The sequence below is a fragment of the Streptomyces nigra genome, from assembly GCF_003074055.1.
Lineage (GTDB): Bacteria > Actinomycetota > Actinomycetes > Streptomycetales > Streptomycetaceae > Streptomyces > Streptomyces nigra.
Window position 1 is genome coordinate 6,780,978 of the sequence record NZ_CP029043.1, and the last position, 22,526, is coordinate 6,803,503.

Genomic DNA, 22,526 nt, shown 5'->3' on the forward strand with positions numbered 1-22,526 from the left:
GGTTTACTGTGAGGCACGTGGAAACCGATCGGTTTCCGTGCGGGTCGCCCGACGCGCACCCCGTTCCGAGGAGAGACCCATGACCGCCATCGAAGGATCCGTCGCCCTGGTCACCGGAGGCAGCCGCGGCATCGGCCGCGCCCTGGTAGCCGCCCTGTACGAGCGCGGCGCCAAGAAGGTGTACGCCACCGCCCGCGATCCGCGCACCGTCACGCACCCGGACGCCGTGCCGCTGGCCCTGGAGGTGACCGACCCCGCGTCCGTCGCCGCCGCGGCCGAGCAGGCGCAGGACGTCACCCTGCTCATCAACAACGCGGGCGCCTCGGTCAACGCGAACTTCCTGGACACGCCCGTCGACGACGTCCGGCGCGAGTTCGAGACCAACTTCTACGGGCCGCTCCTGGTGACCCGCGCCTTCGTCCCCGTCATCGAGCGCAACGGCGGCGGCCACATCCTCAACGTGCACTCCGTGCTGTCGTGGCTCGGCATCGCCGGCTCCTACAGCGCCTCGAAGGCCGCCCTGTGGTCGATGACCAACTCGCTCCGGCTCGACGTGCGCGAGCGCGGCATCGAGGTCACCGGTCTGCACGTCGGCTACGTCGACACCGATCTGACCGCCCACATCGACGCGCCCAAGGTCACCGCGGACAGCGTCGCCGCGCAGGCGCTCGACGGCATCGAGGCCGACGCCTACGAGGTGCTCGCCGACGACATCTCCCGGCAGGTCAAGGCCGGTCTGGCCGCCGACCCGGCCGTTCTCTACGGGCAGCTCGCCGCCTGATCACACCGGCAGCAGGCGCCCCACCAGGGCGCTGAGCTGCCGGGCGGTGCGGCACTCGTGCATCTCCACCAGCTCGGCGTAGGCGGGAGCGGCGGAGTCGCCGGTGCCCCAGCGGGACCGCTGCTCGGGGTTCAGCCAGTACACCCGGCGCGCCCGGCGGGCGATCCCGCGCAGGGCCGGCAGATTCGGGTCGCTCATGTTGGTGCGGGCGTCACCGAGGACGAACACCGTGGTCCGCGGTCCGACCGCCGTCTCGTACCGCTCGGCGAACTCGCCCAGCGCCATGCCGTAGTCGCTGCTGCCGTGGTAGCCGGTGACACCGGCCTCGCTCTGGATGCGCGCGCCCAGCCCCTCCGGGTCGGCCGCCCCGTGCACCAGCAGTCCGGTCACCTCGTCGACCCGGTTGACGAAGGCGAACACCCGCACCTTGGAGAACTGGTCGTGCAGCGCCTGTACGAGCAGCATCGTGAAGTCCGAGAAGCCCGACACCGAGCCCGACACATCGCACAGCAGCACCAGTTCGGGCCGGGCGGGCCGGCGCCGGCGCAGAACCGGCCGCATCGGCACCCCGCCCGTCGACAGCGAACCGCGCAGGGTCCGGCGCAGATCGATGCTGCCCCGGGAGGCCCGCCGGCGCCGGGCGGCCAGCCGGGTCGCGAGCTTGCGGGCGAGCGGCTGCACCGTCCGCCGCAGCTCCGCCAGCTGATCCCGGCCGGCGAACAGGAAGTCGACCCGGTCGGCGGTCGGCCGCACCGCCCGGCGGGCGATCTCGTCCCGGCCGCGCCGCTCGGCCACCCGCCGCCGCGCCTCGGCGGCCACCATCGCCCGGAAGGCGTCGATCCGGCGCCGGATCTCGTCCTCCAGCAACCGGTCGGTGAACCCGGATATGCCGCCCCGCGCCCGCACGTCGTCGCGGACCCGCGCCATCAGCGTCTGCGGCCGCAGCCGCTCCAGCGTCTGGTACGACGACCAGCCGTCCGACTCCGGCGCCGAGCCGTAGCCGCCGAACCCGTCGACCGCCTCGGCGGCGAGCCGCTGCATCAGCGCCCGGTCGTCGGCGGCGAGCGCCTCCGCCAGCCGCTCCCGCAGATCCTCGCGGCCCGCGGCCGGCTGCTCCGGGCCCCCGACGCCGCGCGGGAAGTACAGGTCGAAGACCGGGTCGAACACCTGCCGCTGCCCGGTGCCGTGCAGCAGCGTGGCGGCCAGACCTTCGCGCAGCAGCTCCCGGTCCGCGAGGCCGAGCGCCTCCACGGCCCGGGCCGCGTCCACGCTCTCGCCGGTGCCGATGCGCACGCCGTGCGCCCGCAGCGCGCCCACGAGGGACGTCAGCCGCCCGGCCACCCCCGCGGGCGTGGTCACAGGGCGTCCAGGTCGAGCTTGGCGGTCGCCTTGAGCACGTCGTCCTGATGCTTGAGCAGCACCCCGAGGGTGGCCTGGACGACCGTCTCGTCCAGCGTGCCCGCGCCGAGGGCCAGCAGGGTGCGCGCCCAGTCGATGGTCTCGGCGACCGACGGCACCTTGCGCAGGTCCATGGCCCGCAGCGCGCCCACCACCCGGACGAGCGAGCGGGCCAGCGCCTCGTCGAGACCGGGCACCTTCAGCCGGACGATCCTGCGCTCCAGCTCCTCGTCCGGGAAGCCGATGTGCAGGAACAGACAGCGGCGGCGCAGCGCCTCGGACAGCTCCCGGCTGGCGTTGGAGGTGAGGACCACGAACGGCCGGCGGGTCGCGGCGATCGTGCCGAGCTCCGGGACCGTCACCTGGAAGTCGCCGAGCACCTCCAGGAGCAGGCCCTCCACCTCGACGTCGGCCTTGTCGGTCTCGTCGATCAGCAGCACCTTCGGGTCGTCGCCCCGGATGGCCGTCAGCAGCGGCCGGGTGAGCAGGAACTCCTCGCTGAAGATGTCCGTGCGGGTCTCGTCCCACGTCTCGTCGCGGCCCGCGCTGATCCGCAGCAGCTGCTTGGCGTGGTTCCACTCGTACAGCGCCCGGGACTCGTCGACCCCCTCGTAGCACTGCAGCCGTACCAGCCGGGCGCCCGCCACCTCGGCGACGGCCTTGGCGAGTTCGGTCTTGCCCACCCCCGCAGGGCCCTCCACCAGCAGCGGCTTGCCGAGCCGGTCGGCGAGGAAGACGGTCGTGGCGACGGCGGGCGAGGCGAGGTAGCCGGTCCCGGCCAGACGCGCGGAGACGTCGTCGACGGAAGTGAACAACGGGGCCTCCGAGGGGAGCTGTCCAAGCGCTTGTTCAGTAGATGATGCCACGACCGTTCCGGGTGCCGGAAGATGGTATACCGATCGGTTTCCTCGCGGTCCTTCGCGCGGTACCCTCCCGGGTATGGCCACATCAGACAAGGCGTCCACGCGGGACCGGCTCCTCGACGCGGCGGGCGAGCTCTTCTACCGCGACGGAGTGTCCATCGGCGTCGAGGCGCTGTGCCGCACCGCCGGGGTCTCGAAGCGGTCCATGTACCAGCTGTTCGCCTCCAAGGACGAGGTCCTGGCGGCCAGTCTGGAGCGTCGGCTCCCCGCGTACGAGGCCGACCTGATCCTGCCCGAGCAGGAGCCCGGGACCCCGCGCGAGCGGATCCTGCACGTGTTCGAGCAGCTGGAGAAGAGCGCGGCCGAGCCCGCCTATCTGGGCTGCCCCTACCTCGCCGCGCTGGTCGAGCTGAAGGACCCCGACCACCCGGCCAGTGTGGTCGCCCGGGGCGCCAAGGACGGGATGCGCGACTACTTCCGCGCCCAGGCCGAACAGGGCGGCGCCGGCGACCCGGACCTGCTGTCCCGTCAGCTCATGCTGGTCTTCGACGGCGCCAACGCGCGGGCCGGAGCGGGCGTCGAGACTCTGGACGGTCTGACCACGGACACGGTGACCCTGCTCCTGGACACCTCCGGAGTGGACTGACGGCCGCCGTCAGCCCAGCAGCACCACCTCCAGGGTGCGCGGACCGTGCACCCCCTCCACCCGGTCGAGCTCGATGTCGCTGGTCGCCGAGGGCCCGGAGATCCAGGTGAGCGGGCGGGCCGGGTCGAGGCGTTCGAGCGCCTGCGGGACGGACGAGACGACCTGCTCCGGGACCCGCACGACACAGATGTGGTGGTCGGGGACGAGCGTGATGCGGCGGCGGCCCTGGTCGGGGGAGCCGTCGAGAACGATGGTGCCGGTCTCGGCGATCGCGACCGCGCAGCCGGTGACCACGCTCTCCACCTTGTCCAGCTCTCGCGCCGTGCTGATCTCGCGGTCGTGCACGCGCGTGGGATCAGCGGCCGACAGCCACTCCGGCGGCAGCCCCGGCGGCACGAGCACGTACTGTGGTCCGCGCTGGGCCAGCAACCGCATGATCAGGTCCGGAAGTTCCTCCGCGTCCGCGCGGTGCACGATCGCCCGGTAGTCCGCCAGGTTCTCCGCCAGCAGGTCCACCGTCTCCTCGACGGTCCGCTTCCCGTGCTGACGCAGATAGTCCCGTTCGACCGGCGCGTCCTCACCCGGCGGCACATCCGCCAGCGCCCGCCGCACCCGGCCCAGAATCCGTTCCCTGGCGCTCACTTCGCTCCGTCCTTTCCGCCGTTCGTCCGCAGCCACCAGTCCCGGAACGGCTCCGCCGGCACCTGCGGCAGATCCCGCGTCCCGCTCCACGCCCGGCCGGGTCCCGGCAGCGTCCGCGGATGCAGCCGCCGGGTGCGCGAGGCGAGCCTCTGGCCGGTGCGCAGAGCCGCCGGACGGCTGAACGCCCATCGCGCGGCCCGCATCGCCGCGCGCTCGGCCGCGTGCCCCTTCGCCGGCTTGAGGACCACCTTGTCGCCCCGCGAGGTCACCTGGCCGCCCTCGACGACCCGCTCCCGCAGATGCACCAGCACCTCGGGGATGTCGATGGCGACCGGGCACACCTCGTAGCAGGCACCGCACAGCGACGAGGCGTACGGCAGCGACGCGTCGATCTCGCTCCCCGTACCCCGGAGCTGGGGGCTGAGGATCGCGCCGATCGGGCCCGGGTAGACCGAGCCGTAGGCGTGCCCGCCGGCCCGCTCGTACACCGGGCACACGTTGAGGCAGGCCGAGCAGCGGATGCAGCGCAGGGCCTGCCGGCCCACCTCGTCGGCGAGGGTGTCGGTGCGCCCGTTGTCGAGCAGCACCAGATGGAAGGCGCGCGGCCCGTCCCCGTCGGTGGTGCCGGTCCACATCGAGGTGTACGGGTTCATGCGCTCGGCGGTGGAGGAGCGGGGGAGGGTCTGCAGAAACACCTCCAGGTCCCGCCAGGTGGGCACGATCTTCTCGATGCCGACCACCGAGATCAGTGTCTCGGGCAGCGTCAGGCACATCCGCCCGTTGCCCTCGGACTCCACGACGACCAGGGTGCCGGTCTCGGCCACCATGAAGTTGGCGCCGGAGATCCCCACCTTCGCGCGCAGGAACTTCTCCCGCAGATGCAGCCGGGCGGCCTCGGTCAGCTCGGCGGGCGTGTCCGTCAGCCTGTCGGGGGCGGGCCGGCCCCACTCGCCCATCTCGCGGCGGAAGATGTCCCGGATCTCACCGCGGTTGCGGTGGATCGCCGGGACCAGGATGTGCGAGGGCCGGTCCCTGCCCAACTGCACGATCAGCTCGGCGAGATCGGTCTCGTAGGCGCGGATGCCCTCCGCCTCCAGCGCCTCGTTCAGCCCGATCTCCTGGGTGGCCATCGACTTGACCTTGACGACCTCCGACTCGCCGGTCGCCTTCACCAGATCGGCCACGATCCGGTTGGCCTCGTCGGCGTCGGCGGCCCAGTGGACGGTGCCGCCCGCCGCCGTCACCGACTCCTCCAACTGCTCCAGATACCGGTCCAGACGGCGCAGCGTGTGGTCCTTGATCCGCTTGCCCGCCTCCCGCAGCGTCGCCCAGTCCGACACCTCGGCGACCGCCTTGGCGCGCTTGGCGCGGATGGTGTGCGTGGCGTGCCGCAGATTGCCCCGCAGCGTCGCGTCGTGCACCGCCTCCCGGGCGGCCTCGGGGAACGCCGGCATCCCGACGAACGTGCCACTCATACGGCCGGGTCCTCCTTCGTGCTCGCCAGGATCTCCGCGATGTGCACCGGCCGCATCCCCGTCCGCAGCCGGGCCATGGTGCCGCCGATGTGCATCAGACAGGAGTTGTCGGCCGCGCACAGCACCTCGGCGCCCGTCGACGCGGCGTTGCGCACCTTGTCCGCGCCCATCGCCGCCGAGACGTCCGGGTTCTTCAGCGCGAAGGTGCCGCCGAAGCCGCAGCACTCCTCCGCGCCCGGCAGCTCGGCCAGCTCCAGGCCCTCGACGGCCCGCAGCAGCCGCAGCGGCCGCTCGCCGAGCCCCAGCGACCGCAGCCCGTGACAGGTCGGGTGGTACGTCACCCGGTGCGGGTAGTACGCCCCGACGTCCGTCACCTCCAGCACGTCCACCAGGAACTCCGTCAGCTCGTACGTCCGGGGCACCACCGGGGCCAGCGTGGCCGCGAGCGAGTCGCCGCGCCCCTCGGCCCGGGCCCGCTCGCCCATCCGCGGATACAGCTCCCGCACCATCGCCCCGCACGAGCCCGACGGGGTGACGATCGCGTCGTACTCCCCGAAGACATCGGAGAAATGCCGCGCCAACGGCTCCGCCTCATGCCGGTAGCCGGTGTTGTAGTGGGCCTGCCCGCAACAGGTCTGCGCCATCGGGAAGTCGACGTCGACGCCCAGTCTGGTCAGCAGTTTCACCACGGCACGGCCGGTGTCCGGATAGAGCGTGTCGTTGACACAGGTCAGGAACAGGGCGACACGCATCGCGGCTCCTTCGGGGTCGGTCATCGGACGAGTGCAGGGTAGTGCGGCGACACGCTCACGGGGAGACCCGCTCACGGCCGGGCGAGCCGGGCCTCCGCCGCCGCCCAGCGCGCCGGGTCCCCGCCCGGCTCGTACCGGGCGAGCGGCTGCGTACGGCGCAACAGGCGCCGCCCCCCGTCCAGATCGCCGGCGAGCCCGTGGGCCCGCGCCTGGACGAGGACGTTGCCCAGGGCGGCGGCCTCGGCCGGGCCGGCGACCACCGGCAGCCCGCACGCGTCGGCCGTCAGCCGGCACAGCAGGGCGTTGCGCGCCCCGCCCCCGACCACGTGCACGACGTCGACCGGGTGACCGGCGAGGCGCTGCGCGTCCTGGACGGCCCTCCGGTGTGCCAGCGCGAGCGAGTCGAGGATGCAGCGGGTGATCTCGGCGGGCGTCTCGGGCACCGGCTGCCCCGACGCCCGGCACGCCCCGGCGATCCGCTCAGGCATCCGGCCCGGCGCCAGGAACGCGGCGTCGCCCGCGTCCACGACCGACCGTAGCGCGGGCATCCGGGCCGCCTCCCGCAGCAGCCCGTCCAACTCGGGGTCGCCCCAGGCCCGCAGGCACTCCTGGAGCAGCCAGAGCCCCATGATGTTCCGCAGATAGCGGACCGTGCCGTCCAGGCCCAGCTCGTTGGTGAAGTTGGCGGCCCGGCTCTCCTCCGTCAGGACCGGGGCCCGCAGTTCCAGCCCGGCCAGCGACCAGGTGCCCGTGCAGATGTACGCGAACCGCTCGCCCTCCGCCGGTACGGCGGCCACCGCGGAGGCGGTGTCGTGCGAGCCGACCGCGGTCACCGGCACCGGCCCGGCGAGCCCCGTCTCCTCCAGCACCTCGGCGCGCAGCACCCCCGCCGGGTCGCCGGGACTCCGCAGCGGCGCGAACAGGCTCAGGTCCACGCCCAGCCGGTCGGCGAGCCCGTACGCCCAGTCCCGGGTGCGTGGGTCGATCAGCTGGGTGGTGGAGGCGTTGGTCAGCTCGGTCCCCTGGTCGCCGGTGAGCCAGTAGGCCATCAGGTCGGGGATGAGCAACAGCCGCTCTGCCTGCGCCAGTTGGACGGAGTTCCGGGCGGCCGCCAGCTGGTACAGGGTGTTGAACGGCGCGTACTGCAGTCCTGTGGCCGCGTACAGCTCGTCCGCCGGCACGGTCTCCCACACCGTCCGGGCGACCCCGTCCGTGCGGGTGTCCCGGTAGTGCACGGGGTTGCCGAGCAGCGCCCCGTCCGCGTCCAGCAGCCCGTGGTCCACGGCCCAGCTGTCGATGCCGACGGAGTCGACCTGCCCTGCCGCCCGCAGCCCGTCCAGCACCCCCGCGTACAGGCCCAGGACGTCCCAGCGCAGGCCCTCGGGCACCCGCACCGGCCGGTTCGGGAAGCGGTGCGCCTCCGTCAGCTCCAGGCTCCCGGGGCCGACGCGGCCGACCATGATCCGCCCGCTGGACGCGCCGAGGTCGACCGCCGCGTACGCCCGCACGTCCGCGCTCATCGCAGGAAGGCGGCCGCGACACCGGCGTCGACCGGGATGTGCAGGCCGGTGGTGTGGGTCAGCTCGCCGCCGGTCAGCGCGAACACGGCGTTGGCGACGTGCTCGGGCAGCACCTCCCGCTTGAGCAGGGTCCGCTGCGCGTAGAACTCGCCGAGCTTCGCCTCCTCCACGCCGTACACCGCGGCCCGCTGGGCACCCCAGCCGCCCGCGAAGATGCCCGAACCGCGCACCACGCCGTCCGGGTTGACCCCGTTGACGCGGATGCCGTGCTCACCGAGCTCGGCGGCGAGCAGCCGCACCTGATGGGCCTGGTCGGCCTTGGTGGCGCCGTACGCGATGTTGTTCGGGCCGGCGAACACACCGTTCTTGGAGGCGATGTAGACGATGTCGCCGCCGAGTCCCTGCGCGGTCATCACACGGGCCGCCTCCCGGGACACGAGGAAGGAGCCGCGCGCCATGATGGCGTGCTGCAGGTCCCAGTCCCGCGCCGAGGTCTCGAGCAGCGGCTTGGAGATGGAGATGCCCGCGTTGTTGACGACCAGGTCGACCCCGCCGAACGCGAGGACGGCCGTCCGGAAGGCCGCGGCGATCTGCTGCTCGTCGGTCACGTCCACCGTCACGGCGACGGCCCGGTCGGGGCCGCCCAGCTCCTCGGCGACCGCGGTCGCGTTCTCGCCGTTCAGGTCCGCGACGACCACGCACGCGCCCTCGGCGGCCAGCCGGTGCGCGATGGCCTTCCCGATGCCGCTGCCCGCGCCGGTGACCAGCGCGACCCGGGTCGCCAGCGCCTTGGGCGGCGGCATCCGGCGGAGCTTGGCCTCCTCCAGCGCCCAGTACTCGATGCGGAACTTCTCCGCCTCCTCGATCGGCGCGTACCGGGAGACCGCCTCGGCGCCGCGCATCACGTTGATGGCGTTCAGGTAGAACTCGCCCGCGACCCGGGCGGTCTGCTTGTCCTTGCCGAAGCTGAACATGCCGACCCCGGGGATCAGCACGATCGCCGGGTCCGCCCCGCGCATCGCGGGGGAGTCGGGCCGGGCGTGCCGCCGGTAGTAGGCGGCGTACTCCTCGCGGTACGCGGTGTGCAGCTCGGTCAGCCGGGCCAGGGCCTGTTCCAGCGGCGCGGTGGGCGGCAGGTCCAGGACGAGCGGCCGCACCTTGGTGCGCAGGAAGTGGTCGGGGCAGGAGGTGCCCAGCGCGGCGAGCCGCGGATGCTCGGCACGGGCCAGGAAGTCCAGCACGGCCGGCGAGTCGTCGAAGTGCCCGACCTGCGGCCGGTCCTGGGAGGCGACGGCCCGCACATACGGTGCCAGCGCCGCCGCCCGCTCCCGCCGCCCGTCCTCCGGCAGTGCCTCGTACCCCTCCAGGACGGGCCCGAAGGGCTCGGCCCTGCCCCGTTCGGCGAGAAAGGCCTCGGCGGTGCGGATGACGTGCAGGGAGTTGCGCTCGCACTCCTCCGAGGTGTCGCCCCAGGCCGTGATGCCGTGCCCGCCGAGCACACAGCCGATCGCGTGCGGGTGGGCCTCCTTCACGGCGGCGATGTCCAGGCCGAGCTGGAACCCGGGCCGCCGCCACGGCACCCACACCACGGTGTCCCCGAAGCACTCGGCGGTCAGCTTCTCCCCGTCGGCCGCGCAGGCCAGCGCGATCCCGGAGTCCGGGTGCAGATGGTCCACGTGCGCGGCGTCGACCAGCCCGTGCATGGCGGTGTCGATGGAGGGCGCGGCACCGCCCTTGCCGTGCAGGCAGTAGTCGAACCCGGCGACCATCTCGTCCTCGCGCTCGACACCGGGGTAGACGTCCTTCAGCGCCCGCAGCCGGTCCAGGCGCAGCACGGCGAGCCCGTCCTCGGCCAGTGTCCCGAGGTCGCCTCCGGACCCCTTGACCCACATCAGCTCCACGTCACCGCCGGTGACGGGATCGACCTCCCGCCCCTTGGCGGAGGCGTTCCCCCCGGCGTAGTTGGTGTTCCGGGGATCGGCCCCCAGCCGACGAGAGCGAGCGAGCAGAGCGGCGACTTCACGGTGAACCATGACAACCAGTCCTTGAAAAGAGGGTGAGCGGAACGCGCCTCCAGGGGCGGGGGTGCGCGGCAAGCCCCCACGAGCCCGCGGTCCGCGATGAAACAGAACCCGGCAGACGCCTACGCCCCCCACCCCGCCTGCTCGCCCCCACCCGCTCGGCCACGATCCTCTCGGCCCACCCCGAACGGGCGTACGCGGTAAGGGGATCGGGGTCCAGCCCCATCTCCCCGCGCACCTCGCGCAGCAGCGGCCGTACGTCCGTGTTGTACGCGTCCATCAGCACGGCGTTCGCCCGGAGGACGTCGCCGGCGGCCTGTGCGTCGGCCAGGGCGGCGCGGTCCACGAGCAGGGCCTTCGCGGTGGCCTCCTGGACGTTCATCACCGACCGGATGATCGCCGGGATCTTCGCCTCGATGTTGTGGCACTGGTCGAGCATGAAGGCCACACCGGAGCCGAACCCGTCCCCGCGCACCACCTCGTGCAGGATGCGGAACAGCTGGAAGGGGTCGGCGGCGCCCACCATCAGGTCGTCGTCGGCGTAGAACCGCGAGTTGAAGTCGAACCCGCCGAGCCGGCCCTCGCGCAGCAGCGTCGCGACGATGAACTCGATGTTGGTGCCGGGCGCGTGATGGCCGGTGTCCACGACGACCTGGGCCTTCGGGCCGAGCTTGAGGCAGTGCGCGTAGGCCGTCCCCCAGTCCGGGACGTCGGTCGTGTAGAAGGCCGGCTCGAAGAGCTTGTACTCCAGCAGCATCCGCTGCCCCTCGCCGAGCCGCCCGTACACCTCGGCCAATGCCTCCGCCAACCGGTCCTGGCGGGCGCGGATGTCGTCCTGGCCGGGGTAGTTGGTGCCGTCGGCGAACCACAGCTTCAGATCCCGGGACCCGGTGGCGTCCATGATGTCGACGCACTCCAGCAGATGGTCCACGGCCTTGCGGCGGACCGCCGCGTCGGGGTGGCAGACGCTGCCCAGCCGGTAGGCGTCGTCCTGGAAGGTGTTGGAGTTGATCGTGCCGAGCCGCAGTCCGCGGTCCTCGGCGTGCCGGGCCAGCGCGGCGTAGTCGTCGACCCGGTCCCACGGGATGTGCAGGGCGACGGTGGGCGCCACCCCGGTGAACGCGTGCACCTGGGCGGCGTCGTCCAGCTTCTCCCACGGCGAGCGCGGCACGCCCTGCTGGGCGAAGACCTTGAAGCGCGTCCCCGAGTTCCCGTACGCCCACGACGGCGTTTCGACGGCCTGGGACTTGAGTGCGGCCTTCACCGCGGCGAGCTCGGTCACTGAGGGCTCCTGTGACGTCGGGACCTGGATCGATGGGGGGAGCGGCGGACCGTTTCACCGTGACGGCACTATGAAACGATTCAGAACGGGAACGTATGAGCCTGCCGCAGGGGTGTCAACCCCCGTGCCGCCGCGGCTTCCCCGTGACGTGGCTGCGATCAACCCGCCCCGCAATATTTCGCCACGCACCCATTGACGTGACATGGGGTCCGTGCCTAACGTCCCGGCAACCGAGTTGAAACCTTTCACGACTTCCGGGCGGCCCGTCCCGCCGGTGTCGTCGAGGAGCCCCCAATGACCCACCCGTCCACCACGGGTCCGGCCCCGGTTCTGGCGCTCAGGGACGTCTCCAAGTCCTTCGGCGCGGTCCGCGCCCTGCGGGACGTCTCCCTGGAGCTGTTCCCCGGGGAGGTGCACGCCCTCGCAGGCGAGAACGGCGCCGGCAAGTCCACCCTGATCAAGACGCTCGCCGGGGTGCACCGGCCCGACAGCGGCCAGGTGCTGCTCGACGGCACGCCTGTCGTCTTCCACGGACCCGGCGACGCCCGCGACGCCGGCATCGCCGTGATCTACCAGGAGCCGACCCTCTTCCCGGACCTGTCGATCGCCGAGAACATCTTCATGGGCCGCCAGCCGCGGCGCGCCCTCCGCCGCATCGACCACCGGGCCACCCGCGAGGCGACGTCGGCCCTGATGGCCCGGCTCGGTGTCGCGCTCGACCCCGACCGCCCCGCGCGCGGCCTGTCCATCGCCGACCAGCAGATCGTCGAGATCGCCAAGGCCCTCTCCTTCGACGCCCGTGTGCTGATCATGGACGAGCCGACCGCCGCCCTCACCGGCAGCGAGGTCGCCCGGCTCTTCGGCGTGGTCCGCGCCCTGCGCGACCAGGGCGCCGCCGTCCTGTTCATCTCCCACCGGCTGGAGGAGATCTTCGAGATCTGCCGGCGGGTCACGACCCTGCGCGACGGAGCCTTCGTCGCCAGCGAGCCCGTCGACGGCATGACCGAGGACGACCTGGTACGCCGGATGGTCGGCCGCGACCTCGACGAGCTCTACCCCAAGCAGGACGTCACCCCGGGCGAAGTCGCCCTCAGCGTGCGCCGGCTGACGCGAGAAGGCGTCTTCACCGACGTCTCCTTCGACGTACGGCGCGGCGAGATCGTCGGCCTCGCCGGGCTCGTCGGCGCCGGACGCACCGAGGTCGCCCGGGCCGTCTTCGGCGTCGACCGCTGGGACGCCGGCGAGGTCCACGTCGGCGGCCGGCCCCTCACCAGCGGCGCCCCGTCCACCGCCATGGCCAACGGGCTCGCCCTCGTCCCCGAGGACCGGCGCGCCCAGGGCCTGGTGATGGATCTGTCCATCGAGCGCAACATCGGCCTCACGGGCCTTGGTTCGACCGTCCGGGCCGGTCTGATGGACCGCGGCGCCGAACGCAGCCGCTCCCTCGACTGGGCCGTCAAGCTCCAGGTCAAGTACGCCCGGATCGCCGACAGCGTCGCCACCCTGTCCGGCGGCAACCAGCAGAAGGTCGTCCTCGCCAAGTGGCTCGCCACCGGCCCCAAGGTGCTGATCGTCGACGAACCCACCCGGGGCATCGACGTCGGCACCAAGGCCGAGGTGCACCGGCTGCTCGGCGAACTCGCCGCCGACGGCGTCGCCGTCCTGATGATCTCCTCCGACCTGCCCGAGATTCTCGGCATGGCCGACCGCGTGCTCGTGATGCACGAGGGACGCCTCACCGCCGAACTCCCGCGCTCCGAAGCCACCGAGGAGACCGTGATGGCCGCAGCCACCGGGAGGGCCGCCGCATGACGGTGACCACCCCCGACAAGGCCCCCGTGACCGACGTCCCCGCATCCAGCGGCACCCGTCTGGTCGACCGTGTGTTCAAGATGCGCGAGTTCGCCATCCTGGCCGTCCTCCTGGTGATGATCGCCGTCACCCAGCTCGGCAACAGCGAGTTCCTCACCGAGCAGGGCATCAAGGACCTGCTGCTGAACGCCACCATCCTCGTCCTGGTCGCCACCGGCCAGTCCCTGGTGGTGATCACCCGCAACGTCGACCTGTCCGTCGGCTCCACCCTCGGCATCAGCGCCTTCGCAGCCGGCCTCTACCTCCAGGACGGCGGGAACCCGGTCGTCGCCGTGCTGCTCGCGGTCCTCATGGGCGTCGGGCTGGGCCTGCTGAACGGCCTGCTCGTCAGCCTCGGCCAGGTCCCCGCCCTCGTCGTCACACTCGGCACCCTCTACATCATCCGCGGGGTCGACTCCATCTGGGTCGGCTCCCGCCAGATCGTCGCCTCCGCCCTCCCCGACGGCTTCGTCGACTTCGGCTCCGGCGGGGTGTCGGCCGTGCCCTGGCTGGCCCTGATCGCCCTCGCCGTCCTGGTGGTCACCGCGTACTACCTCAAGCACTTCCGCGGCGGACGCGAGCTGTACGCCCTCGGCTCCAACCCCGAGGCCGCCCGCCTCGCCGGCATCCCGGTGCGCCGGCGGATCCTCGGCGCCTACACGGTCTGCGGGGCGCTCGCCGGACTCGCCGGCGCCCTGTACCTGGCCCGGTTCGGCAACGTCGACTCCGGCACCGGAAGCGGCTACGAACTCACCGTCGTCAGCGCGGTCGTGATCGGCGGCGTCGTCTTCACCGGCGGCTCCGGCAGCGTGTACGGCGCCGCACTCGGGGCGCTGCTGCTCACCTCGATCAACAGCGTGCTGCCCGCCCTCGGCGTCAGCTCCGTCTGGGTGCTCGCCATCAACGGCATCCTGCTCATCCTCGCCATCGCGGTCGACCGGATCGTCGCGCTGCGGGTGGCCACCGCCCTCAAGAAGAGGAACGCCCGCCATGGCTGACTTCCCCCTCGCGCGCGCCGTCCGCTGGGACACGGTGGTCGGAGCCCTCCTCGTCGTCGTGCTCCTGCTGTCCTTCGGCACCGTCGACGGCTTCGGCAACGCGCTCAACCTGTCGTTCCTGATCGGCAACACCCTCCCGATCGCCCTCATCGCGCTGCCGATGACCCTGCTGGTCGTCTCCGGGGAGATCGACCTCTCGGTCGCCTCGACCGCCGGCCTGTCCGGGGCCGTCATGGGCGCCCTGTGGAACCAGGGCATGGCGATCGAGACGATCATCCCCATCTGCCTGCTGCTCGGGGTGGTCTGCGGCCTGGTCAACGGTGTGCTCGTGACCCGGCTGGGCCTGCCCTCCCTCGCCGTCACCATCGGCACCCTCGCCGCCTACCGGGGCATCGCGCAGATCGTGCTCGGCTCGGACGCGGTGACCGACTTCCCCACGCAGTACCTGGACTTCGCGGCCGGCCGGATCGGCGACACCTTCGTCCCGTACGCCTTCCTGCCGTTCCTCGTGCTGTTCGCGATCGCCGTCGTCGCGCTGCACGCCACGCCGTTCGGACGGTCGCTGTTCGCGATCGGCGCGAACGAGGAGGCCGCCCGGTTCGCCGGGATCCGCGTGAAGCGGCACAAGCTGATCCTGTTCACGGTGACGGGCCTGATGGCCTCGCTCACCGGGATCTTCTGGGCGCTGCACTACGCCAGCGCTCGCTATGACAACGCCACCGGCCTCGAACTGTCCGTCGTCGCCGCCGTGTTGCTCGGTGGGATCGACTTCGACGGTGGCAAGGGGACGCTCGGCGGTGCGATCGCCGGCGTGTTCCTGCTCGGTGCCCTGCAGAACGTCATGAGCCTGAAGGACGTCTCCGCCCAGTCGCAGATCGTCGTCACCGGCGTCCTGCTCGTGCTCTCCGTGCTCGGCCCCCGGGTCGCGCGCCAGATCTCCGTGGCGAGGGCGGGCCGTAGAGCCGCCTCGACTCCGACCCCGTAACTCCAGCCCTTCCCCGTAAAGGACCCACCGCCATGCGCAAGTCGTCCCTGAGCCGCACCTGCGCGGCCCTCGCCGCCGTCACCTCGCTCGCCCTCGCCGCCACCGCCTGCGGCGGCACCACCAAGGAGGACGTCAAGAACGAGGGCGGCTCCAACGCGTCCGCCGGCAAGGCCGACCCGAACGCCGAGCTGAAGAAGGGCCTGACCGTCGGCTTCCTGCCCAAGCAGGTCAACAACCCGTACTTCACGTCCGCCGACAAGGGCGGCGAGGCGGCCCTGAAGGAACTGGGCTCCAGTTACAAGGAGGTCGGCCCGTCCAGCGCCACCGACACCGCCGGGCAGGTGAGTTACGTCAACACGCTCACCCAGCAACAGGTCGACGCGATGGCCGTCTCCGCGCAGGACCCGGGCGCCCTGTGCACCGCGCTCAAGCAGGCCATGAAGAACGGCATCGAGGTCGTCACCTACGACTCCGACACCAAGCCCGACTGCCGCAACGCCTTCGTCTCCCAGGCGTCCGCCGAGGACCTCGGCCGTACCGAGGTGCAACTGCTCGCCGAACAGATCGGCTACAAGGGCGAGATCGCGATCCTGTCCGCCGCGCAGACCGCGACGAACCAGAACGTCTGGATCGACTTCATGAAGGAGGAGCTGAAGGACCCCAAGTACAAGGACGTCAAGCTGGTCAAGGTCGCCTACGGCGACGACGACGCGCAGAAGTCCTTCCAGCAGACCCAGGGCCTGCTCCAGGAGTACCCGAACCTCAAGGGGATCATCTCCCCGACCACCGTCGGCATCAAGGCCGCCGCCCAGTACCTGTCGGGCTCCAAGTACAAGGGCAAGGTCAAGCTGACCGGCCTCGGCACCCCCAACGACATGCGCAAGTACGTCAAGAACGGCACCGTCGAGGCGTTCGAGCTCTGGGACCCGGCGAAGCTCGGCGAACTGGCCGCACGCACCGCCGTCGCCCTGGCCTCCGGGCAGATCACCGGCAAGGAGGGCGAGACCTTCACCGCCGGCGGCATGGGCGAGTACACGATCGGCAAGGACGGCGTGATCAGCCTCGGCAAGCCGACCGTGTTCGACGCCGAGAACATCGACCAGTACGACTTCTGAGACCGCGGGGCGTCGATGCAGCGCGTGTGTTTCCTGCTCAAGGTCCGGGCGGACCGTCTCGACGAGTACCGCCAGCGGCACGCCTGGGTGTGGCCGGAGATGCGCGCCGCCCTCTCGGCCACCGGCTGGCGCAACTACTCGCTCTTCCTGCGGGACGACGGCCTGCTCGTCGGCTATCTGGAGACCGAAGACTTCTCGGCGGCCGTGGCCGGGATGGAGGCCACCGACGTCAACGCCCGCTGGCAGGCGGAGATGGCGCCGTTCTTCGAGTCGCTGGACGGCGCCCGGCCCGACGAGGCCATGAGACCGCTCACCGAGGTCTTCCATCTGGCCTGAGCCGGACCGGTCTCCGGCCGCCCGCCCGCCCACCGTCGTCGTGGGCGGCATGACGGTAATGTGAGGACCCTTCCCGCCGCCCCTGTCGTGTCCCGTCTTTCTGGAGGTTCCTGCCCGATGGCCCAGTCGGTGGGTATCAAGGACGTCGCCCGCGCCGCCGGAGTGTCCGTCGGCACGGTCTCCAACGTGATCAACCGCCCGGAGTCGGTCGCGACCGAGACCCGGGCGCGGGTGCAGTCCGCGATAGACCGCCTCGGCTACGTCCGCAGCGAGTCCGCCCGCCAGCTGCGCGCGGGCCGCAGCCGGATCATGGCCCTGCTCGTCCTCGACATGGGCAACCCCTTCTTCGTCGACGTGGCGCGCGGCGCCGAGCGGACGGCACGCGACGCCGGGCTCGGCGTGATGGTCTGCAACAGCGCGCAGAGCGCGAGCGAGGAGGCCGACTACCTGTCCCTCTTCGCCGAGCAGCGGGTGCGGGGCGTGCTGCTCACCCCGGCCGACGCCACCGGCCGCAACATCGAGGCGTTCCGGCGGCACGACATCCCCTTCGTCCTCGTCGACCGGGTCGCCGAGGGCACCACCGAGTGCTCGGTCTCCGTGGACGACGTCGCGGGCGGGGCGCTCGCCGTCCGTCATCTCGTGGACGCCGGGCACCGCTCCATCGCCTACGTCAGCGGCCCGCCCGGCCTCACCCAGGTCCGCGACCGCCGCACCGGCGCCCTGAACGCGCTGGAGGAGGCCGGCCTCGGCCCCGGGCATCTGCGCGAGCTGCCCACCGAGCGGCTCGACGTCGCCGCCGGCCGGGACGCGGGAGCCCGCCTGCTCGGCCTCGCCGAACGGCCCACCGCCGTGTTCTGCGCCAACGACCTGCTCGCCCTCGGCGTGCTCCAGGCGATGTACGCGGCGGGCGTCGGCGTCCCGGACGACCTCGCCATCGTCGGCTACGACGACATCGAGTTCGCCGCCGCCGCGGCCGTCCCGCTGACCTCCGTACGGCAGCCCGCCGTCACCATGGGCACGCTGGCCGCGGAGATGCTGCTGGAGGAGACCGAGGCGCAGACCGGCGCCCGGACGCACGAGCACCGCCGGGTCGTCCTCCAGCCGGAACTCGTCGTCCGCCGGTCCTCGCTCGCCGCCCGCTGATCCGTCGTTCAGTACGATTTCATGATCCCAGGGCTCGGTTGCCGGACGAACATGTGCTGAACTGGGACGCGCCCGAAAAAACCTCCGTACCGGGAGCACCGTTGTCCGTCAGCTACCGCCAGCCCGGCGTCGTCCTCACCGACCGACGCTTCACCGTGCCGCTCGACCACGCGCACCCCACGGGGGAGACGATCGAGCTCTTCGCCCGGGAGGTCGTCGCCGGGGACAAGGCGCACCAGGACCTCCCCTGGCTGGTCTACCTCCAGGGCGGCCCCGGCTTCGGAGCGAACCGTTTCGTCGGCAAGAGCGCCTGGCTCGGCCGCGCGCTCAAGGACTTCCGGGTCCTGCTGCTGGACCAGCGCGGCACCGGGCACTCCACGCCCGCCAACCGCCAGACCCTCCCGCTGCGCGGCGGCCCCGCCGAACAGGCCTACTACCTCACGCACTTCCGCTCCGACGCGATCGTCCGCGACTGCGAGCTGATCCGCCGGGAGGTCACCGGCGGCGCCCCCTGGACCGTCCTCGGCCAGAGCTTCGGCGGCTTCTGCACGGTCAACTATCTGTCCACCGCTCCCGAGGGGCTGACCGCCGCCGTCATCACCGGCGGGCTGCCGTCCCTGGACGCGCACGCCGACGACGTGTACCGGGCCGCCTACCCGCGCATCGAGCGCAAGGTCGCCGCGCACTACGCCCGCTACCCGCAGGACGTCGAGCGCGCCCGCCGGATCGCCGACCACCTCCTCGCCCACGACGTCGTCCTGCCCAACGGCTACCGGCTGACCGCCGAGGCCTTCCAGTCGCTCGGCATCCTCCTCGGCGGCAGCGAGGGCAGCCACCGGCTGCACTACCTTCTGGAGGACGCCTTCGTCCGCACCCCGGCCGGGACCGTCCTCTCCGACGCGTTCCAGGAGGAGGTGCAGGGCCTGCTGTCGTACGCCGGGCATCCGCTGTACGCGCTCGTCCACGAGGCGATCTACGGCCAGGACACCCGGCCCACCGCCTGGGCCGCCGAGCGGGTGCGCGTCGAGTTCCCGCAGTTCGACGCGGCGAAGACGCTCGCCGGCGACGGGCCGCTGCTCTTCACCGGCGAAACGATCCACCCCTGGATGTTCGACTGCGACCCGGCGCTGCGCCCGCTGCGCGAGACCGCCGAGATCCTCGCCGCCCGCACCGACTGGACGCCCCTGTACGACCCGGCGCGCCTCGCCGTCAACGAGGTGCCGGTCGCGGCGGCCGTCTACCACGACGACATGTACGTCGACACCGCGCACTCCCTGGCCACCGCCCGCGCCATCCGCGGACTGCGCACCTGGGTCACCGACGAGTTCGAGCACGACGGCGTCCGCGCCGGCGGCCCCCGGGTACTGGACCGGCTGCTCGCCCTCGCCCGTGACGAGGCGTGAGGCGCCGCCCCCGGGTTAGGGTGCGGGCATGACCGAGCCGACGCCCCCTCAGCTGGAGCCGATGCCGGAGGACTGGCAGCGGGCCCTCGCCGTCGTCGCCCACCCGGACGACCTGGAGTACGGATGCTCCGCGGCCGTCGCCGCCTGGACCGACGCGGGCCGTGAGGTCGCCTACGTCCTCGCGACCCGCGGCGAGGCCGGCATCGACACCCTGGAGCCGGAGAAGTGCGGCGCGCTGCGCGAGCGCGAGCAGCGGGCGAGCGCGGCGGTCGTGGGCGTCTCGGCGGTCGAGTTCCTGGACCACAAGGACGGCGTGATCGAGTACGGCACCGCGCTGCGCCGCGACATCGCCGCCGCGATCCGCCGCCACCGGCCCGAGCTGGTCATCACCCTCAACCACCGGGACACCTGGGGCGGCGTCGCCTGGAACACACCGGACCATGTGGCGGTCGGCCGGGCCACCCTGGACGCGGCGGGCGACGCGGGCAACCGCTGGATCTTCCCCGAGCTCACCGAGCGGGGCCTCGACCCCTGGGACGGCGTCCGCTGGGTCGCCGTCGCGGGCTCCAGCTCCCCGACGCACGCGGTGGACGCCTCCGCGGGGCTCGACCGCGCGGTGCGCTCCCTGCTCGAGCACCGCGCCTATATCGAGGCGCTGACGGACGAGGACCCGGAGACCTACGCCCGCCGCTTCCTCACCGCGAACGCCACCGCGACGGGGGAGCGCTTCGGCGGCCGCCCGGCGGTGGCCTTCGAACTCTTCCCTCGCGGCTGACACCGTCCTTCGGCAGGGACCGCGCGCGCCACACCGGTTCGCGACAGTGTCCCGGCACCCCGCTCGGCGACGAGCGTGCGATGGGCGGCGATGCCCGGCTCGGTCCACGGCGGCAACGTCAGCCGGGCGGTGCCGAGTCGGAGGGGCATCGGTGAGTACGACCCGGCGACGCGCCGGCCGTTTCGGTGTGGCGATTAGGCTGGGCGGCATGCAAGAACCCTCCGGTGCCCTCGCCGACCTGCGCGGCGACTGCGCCAACTGCTTCGGGCTGTGCTGTGTCGCGCTGCCCTTCTCCGCCTCCGCGGACTTCGCCGTGGACAAGGCCGCCGGGACACCCTGCCGCAACCTCCGCGAGGACCACCGCTGCGGCATCCACGCCCGGCTGCGGGACACGGGCTTCACCGGGTGCACGGTCTACGACTGCTTCGGCGCCGGCCAGAAGGTCTCCCAGGTCACCTTCGGCGGGGAGGACTGGCGCACGGGCCCGGCCGGCCGCGTCCGGCGGATGTCCGAGGTGTTCCCCGTCGTCCGCCAGCTGCACGAACTGCTCCGGTACCTCACCGAGGCGCTGTCCCTGCCCGCCGCCCGCCCGCTGCGCACCGACCTGCGGGCGCTCCTGGAGACGACCGAGAAGCTCACCCGGGGCACCCCGGACGAACTGGCCGCGCTCGATGTCGCGGCCCACCGGCAGCAGGTCAACGTCCTGCTGCTGCGCACCAGCGAGCTGGCCCGCGCGGGGGTGCGCGGACGCGGGAAGAACCGCCGGGGCGCCGACCTGATGGGCGCCCGCCTCAGGGGCGCCGATCTGCGCGGTGCAGACCTGCGCGGCGCCTTCCTCATCGCGGCCGACCTGACCGGCGCCGATCTGCGGGGTGCGGACCTCATCGGCGCGGACCTGCGCGACACCGATCTCACCGACGCCGATCTGACGGACGCCTTCTTCCTGACCCAGCCGCAGGTGAACGCGGCCCGGGGGAGTGCAGGGACCCGGCTGCCCGGCTCAGTCACCCGCCCCGCGCACTGGACAGCGCAGGGCTGACCCCGGCTCCTCGACGGCCCCCGCATCGGCGGGTGAGGGTGCGGGCGTGGCCGTCCGCCGCTCCAGTTGCAGCCGCAGCCCCTCCGGCATCAGCGTCAGCCGCTCCGTGACCCGCAGCCGGTACCCGGGCTCGCCGTGGAAGTCGTACCGGCGCAGCAGCAGGCCCAGCACCAGCGTCGCCTCGTGCAGCGCGAACTGCCGTCCGATGCACGCCCGCGCGCCCGTCCCGAACGGCTTGAAGGTGTGCGGCGCCCGCGATCGCACCGCCTGCGGGGCGAACCTGTCCGGGTCGAAGCGCTCCGCGTCCGCGCCCCACACCTCCGGGTCGCGGTGGACCATCGGCGTCAGCACCAGCGCCCAGGCCCCCCGCCGCATCGGATGCGTCCCGCCGAGCACGGTGTCCTCGCGGGCCTCCCGGGCGAACGCCGGCGCCGTCGGCCACAGCCGTAGCGCCTCGTCCAGCACCCGGCGCACCAGACGCAACCGCGCCACCTGGTCGTACCCGGGCGCCTCCGTGCCGCCCCAGACGCGGTCCACCTCGGCGCGGGCGCGCGCGGCGATGCCGGGGTGCCGGGCCAGGTAGTGCAGGGCGAAGGAGAGCGCGCCCGAGGTGGTCTCGTGACCGGCCACGAGGAAGGTGATCACCTGGCGGCGGACGTTGAGCGCGGAGAGCCGTTCGCCTGTCTCGGGGTGCGCGGTCGCGAGCATGCGGTCCAGCAGGTCCCCGTCGCCCGCCCCGCTCTCGCGGCGTGCGCGGATCAGATCGTCGACCGTGCGGTTCAGATACGCGATGTCGGCGTCGTTGCGCCGCGCGGCCCGCCGCATGAGGAACGGCACCGGTACGGCGTTCAGCCGCTGGGCGTGGGTGAGGGTGCCGACCATCGCGGTCACGAAGGGATGCGGCCGGGTCCGCTCGAAGGAGCCGAAGTCATGGCCGAACCCGGTGCGGGCTATCGTCTCAAGGGTCAGCTTGGTCATGTCGCCGGGCACGTCGACCGGCCGTCCGGCGTCCCGCGCCCGGTCCCAGTGCTCCATCAGCCGGGCGGCCACGTCGAGCATCATCGGGTGGTAGCCCGCCATGGCCTCCCGGCTGAACCCCGGTGCCAGGACGTCGTGGGCGAGCTGCCAGTTCGGCTCGTGGTTGTACGCCGTGAACAGCCCGTCCCCGGCGACCGGCCGCAGGTTGGCGATGCCCAGGCCGACGTGCTTGGCGAAACGGGACTCGTCCGCCAGGTCGGCTGCGAGCGCCGCGCCCGCGACGAAAACGAACTCCTTGCCGAGCGCCCGGCGCCGGAAGATCGGCCCGAGCCGGCGGGCGAGACGCAGCGAGTCCTGCAGCGGGGTGTGCCGGCTCGCGCCCACGACGTCGCCGAGCAGCGGGACCCGGTACGGCGGGTGGGGTATGCGTTCAAGCTCCGGCCAGCCCTGCTCGGCACTGCGGAACCCCTTCGGCAGACCGGTGCCGGTCGTCGTCTCCGCCATGACGCGATCTCCCTCGGTG

At 72.5% G+C, this 22,526-nt stretch carries 19 protein-coding genes and 1 pseudogene; 11 read left to right on the forward strand and 9 right to left on the reverse strand.

Annotation, left to right across the window (positions count from 1 at the left end):
* Window positions 1-79 precede the first annotated feature (79 nt).
* The gene (locus DC008_RS31205) at window positions 80-781 is read left to right on the forward strand and encodes an SDR family oxidoreductase (protein ID WP_055618876.1); all 702 of its coding nucleotides are present in this window, start codon (window positions 80-82) and stop codon (window positions 779-781) included.
* On the opposite strand, the gene DC008_RS31210 is transcribed toward DC008_RS31205, so the two are convergent.
* Window positions 782-2,140, reverse strand: coding sequence for a vWA domain-containing protein (locus DC008_RS31210; RefSeq protein WP_108709849.1), 1,359 nt, complete (start codon window positions 2,138-2,140; stop codon window positions 782-784). It lies immediately after the preceding gene.
* Entirely contained in the window at window positions 2,137-2,994 is an 858-nt protein-coding gene (locus DC008_RS31215) for an AAA family ATPase (protein WP_108709850.1), read from the reverse strand. The genes DC008_RS31210 and DC008_RS31215 overlap by 4 nt, the downstream gene beginning before the upstream one ends.
* Window positions 2,995-3,118: 124 nt before the next feature.
* Here DC008_RS31215 and DC008_RS31220 point away from each other — a divergent pair, with 124 nt between their 5' ends.
* The gene (locus DC008_RS31220) at window positions 3,119-3,688 is read left to right on the forward strand and encodes a TetR/AcrR family transcriptional regulator (RefSeq protein ID WP_108709851.1); all 570 of its coding nucleotides are present in this window, start codon (window positions 3,119-3,121) and stop codon (window positions 3,686-3,688) included.
* A gap of 9 nt (window positions 3,689-3,697) precedes the next feature.
* On the opposite strand, the gene DC008_RS31225 is transcribed toward DC008_RS31220, so the two are convergent.
* From DC008_RS31225 to rhaI, 6 genes and pseudogenes are all read right to left on the reverse strand, one after another.
* Complete coding sequence (locus tag DC008_RS31225) at window positions 3,698-4,330, reverse strand: LutC/YkgG family protein (protein ID WP_108709852.1); 633 nt, start codon at window positions 4,328-4,330, stop codon at window positions 3,698-3,700.
* Window positions 4,327-5,805 (reverse strand): LutB/LldF family L-lactate oxidation iron-sulfur protein, encoded by a 1,479-nt coding sequence (locus DC008_RS31230; protein ID WP_108709853.1) that lies wholly within the window; start codon window positions 5,803-5,805, stop codon window positions 4,327-4,329. Before DC008_RS31230 ends, DC008_RS31225 begins: the two co-directional genes overlap by 4 nt.
* A complete protein-coding gene (locus DC008_RS31235; protein ID WP_108709854.1) occupies window positions 5,802-6,557 on the reverse strand; it encodes a (Fe-S)-binding protein in 756 nt (251 codons plus the stop codon). The genes DC008_RS31230 and DC008_RS31235 overlap by 4 nt, the downstream gene beginning before the upstream one ends.
* Before the next feature lie 71 nt (window positions 6,558-6,628).
* Entirely contained in the window at window positions 6,629-8,077 is a 1,449-nt protein-coding gene (locus DC008_RS31240; protein ID WP_108709855.1) for a rhamnulokinase, read from the reverse strand.
* Window positions 8,074-10,110 (reverse strand): bifunctional aldolase/short-chain dehydrogenase, encoded by a 2,037-nt coding sequence (locus tag DC008_RS31245; protein ID WP_108709856.1) that lies wholly within the window; start codon window positions 10,108-10,110, stop codon window positions 8,074-8,076. Before DC008_RS31245 ends, DC008_RS31240 begins: the two co-directional genes overlap by 4 nt.
* Before the next feature lie 110 nt (window positions 10,111-10,220).
* A pseudogene (gene rhaI / locus DC008_RS31250) lies at window positions 10,221-11,380 on the reverse strand (L-rhamnose isomerase).
* A 294-nt stretch (window positions 11,381-11,674) separates the two neighbouring features.
* Between rhaI and DC008_RS31255 the strand changes: the two are divergent.
* The 9 genes from DC008_RS31255 (at window position 11,675) to DC008_RS31295 (ending at window position 21,025) form a co-directional block, all read left to right on the forward strand.
* On the forward strand, window positions 11,675-13,192 hold the full coding sequence (locus DC008_RS31255; RefSeq protein WP_108709858.1) for a sugar ABC transporter ATP-binding protein: 1,518 nt from the start codon (window positions 11,675-11,677) through the stop codon (window positions 13,190-13,192).
* Complete coding sequence (locus DC008_RS31260) at window positions 13,189-14,229, forward strand: ABC transporter permease (RefSeq protein WP_108709859.1); 1,041 nt, start codon at window positions 13,189-13,191, stop codon at window positions 14,227-14,229. The genes DC008_RS31255 and DC008_RS31260 overlap by 4 nt, the downstream gene beginning before the upstream one ends.
* On the forward strand, window positions 14,222-15,214 hold the full coding sequence (locus DC008_RS31265; protein WP_108709860.1) for an ABC transporter permease: 993 nt from the start codon (window positions 14,222-14,224) through the stop codon (window positions 15,212-15,214). The genes DC008_RS31260 and DC008_RS31265 overlap by 8 nt, the downstream gene beginning before the upstream one ends.
* A gap of 32 nt (window positions 15,215-15,246) precedes the next feature.
* Complete coding sequence (gene rhaS, locus DC008_RS31270; protein WP_108709861.1) at window positions 15,247-16,329, forward strand: rhamnose ABC transporter substrate-binding protein; 1,083 nt, start codon at window positions 15,247-15,249, stop codon at window positions 16,327-16,329.
* 15 nt (window positions 16,330-16,344) lie between these two features.
* Complete coding sequence (locus DC008_RS31275; RefSeq protein WP_108709862.1) at window positions 16,345-16,665, forward strand: L-rhamnose mutarotase; 321 nt, start codon at window positions 16,345-16,347, stop codon at window positions 16,663-16,665.
* Window positions 16,666-16,782: 117 nt separating this feature from the next.
* Window positions 16,783-17,808, forward strand: a complete 1,026-nt coding sequence (locus DC008_RS31280; protein WP_108709863.1) for a LacI family DNA-binding transcriptional regulator — start codon at window positions 16,783-16,785, stop codon at window positions 17,806-17,808.
* 101 nt (window positions 17,809-17,909) lie between these two features.
* Window positions 17,910-19,211 (forward strand): alpha/beta fold hydrolase, encoded by a 1,302-nt coding sequence (locus DC008_RS31285; RefSeq protein ID WP_108709864.1) that lies wholly within the window; start codon window positions 17,910-17,912, stop codon window positions 19,209-19,211.
* Between the two features lie 28 nt (window positions 19,212-19,239).
* A complete protein-coding gene (locus tag DC008_RS31290; RefSeq protein ID WP_108709865.1) occupies window positions 19,240-19,986 on the forward strand; it encodes a PIG-L deacetylase family protein in 747 nt (248 codons plus the stop codon).
* Window positions 19,987-20,194: 208 nt separating this feature from the next.
* The gene (locus tag DC008_RS31295) at window positions 20,195-21,025 is read left to right on the forward strand and encodes a pentapeptide repeat-containing protein (RefSeq protein WP_108709866.1); all 831 of its coding nucleotides are present in this window, start codon (window positions 20,195-20,197) and stop codon (window positions 21,023-21,025) included.
* On the opposite strand, the gene DC008_RS31300 is transcribed toward DC008_RS31295, so the two are convergent.
* Entirely contained in the window at window positions 20,987-22,507 is a 1,521-nt protein-coding gene (locus tag DC008_RS31300; protein WP_108709867.1) for a cytochrome P450, read from the reverse strand. The two genes, DC008_RS31295 and DC008_RS31300, sit on opposite strands and share 39 nt — an antisense overlap.
* Between the last annotated feature and the right edge of the window lie 19 nt (window positions 22,508-22,526).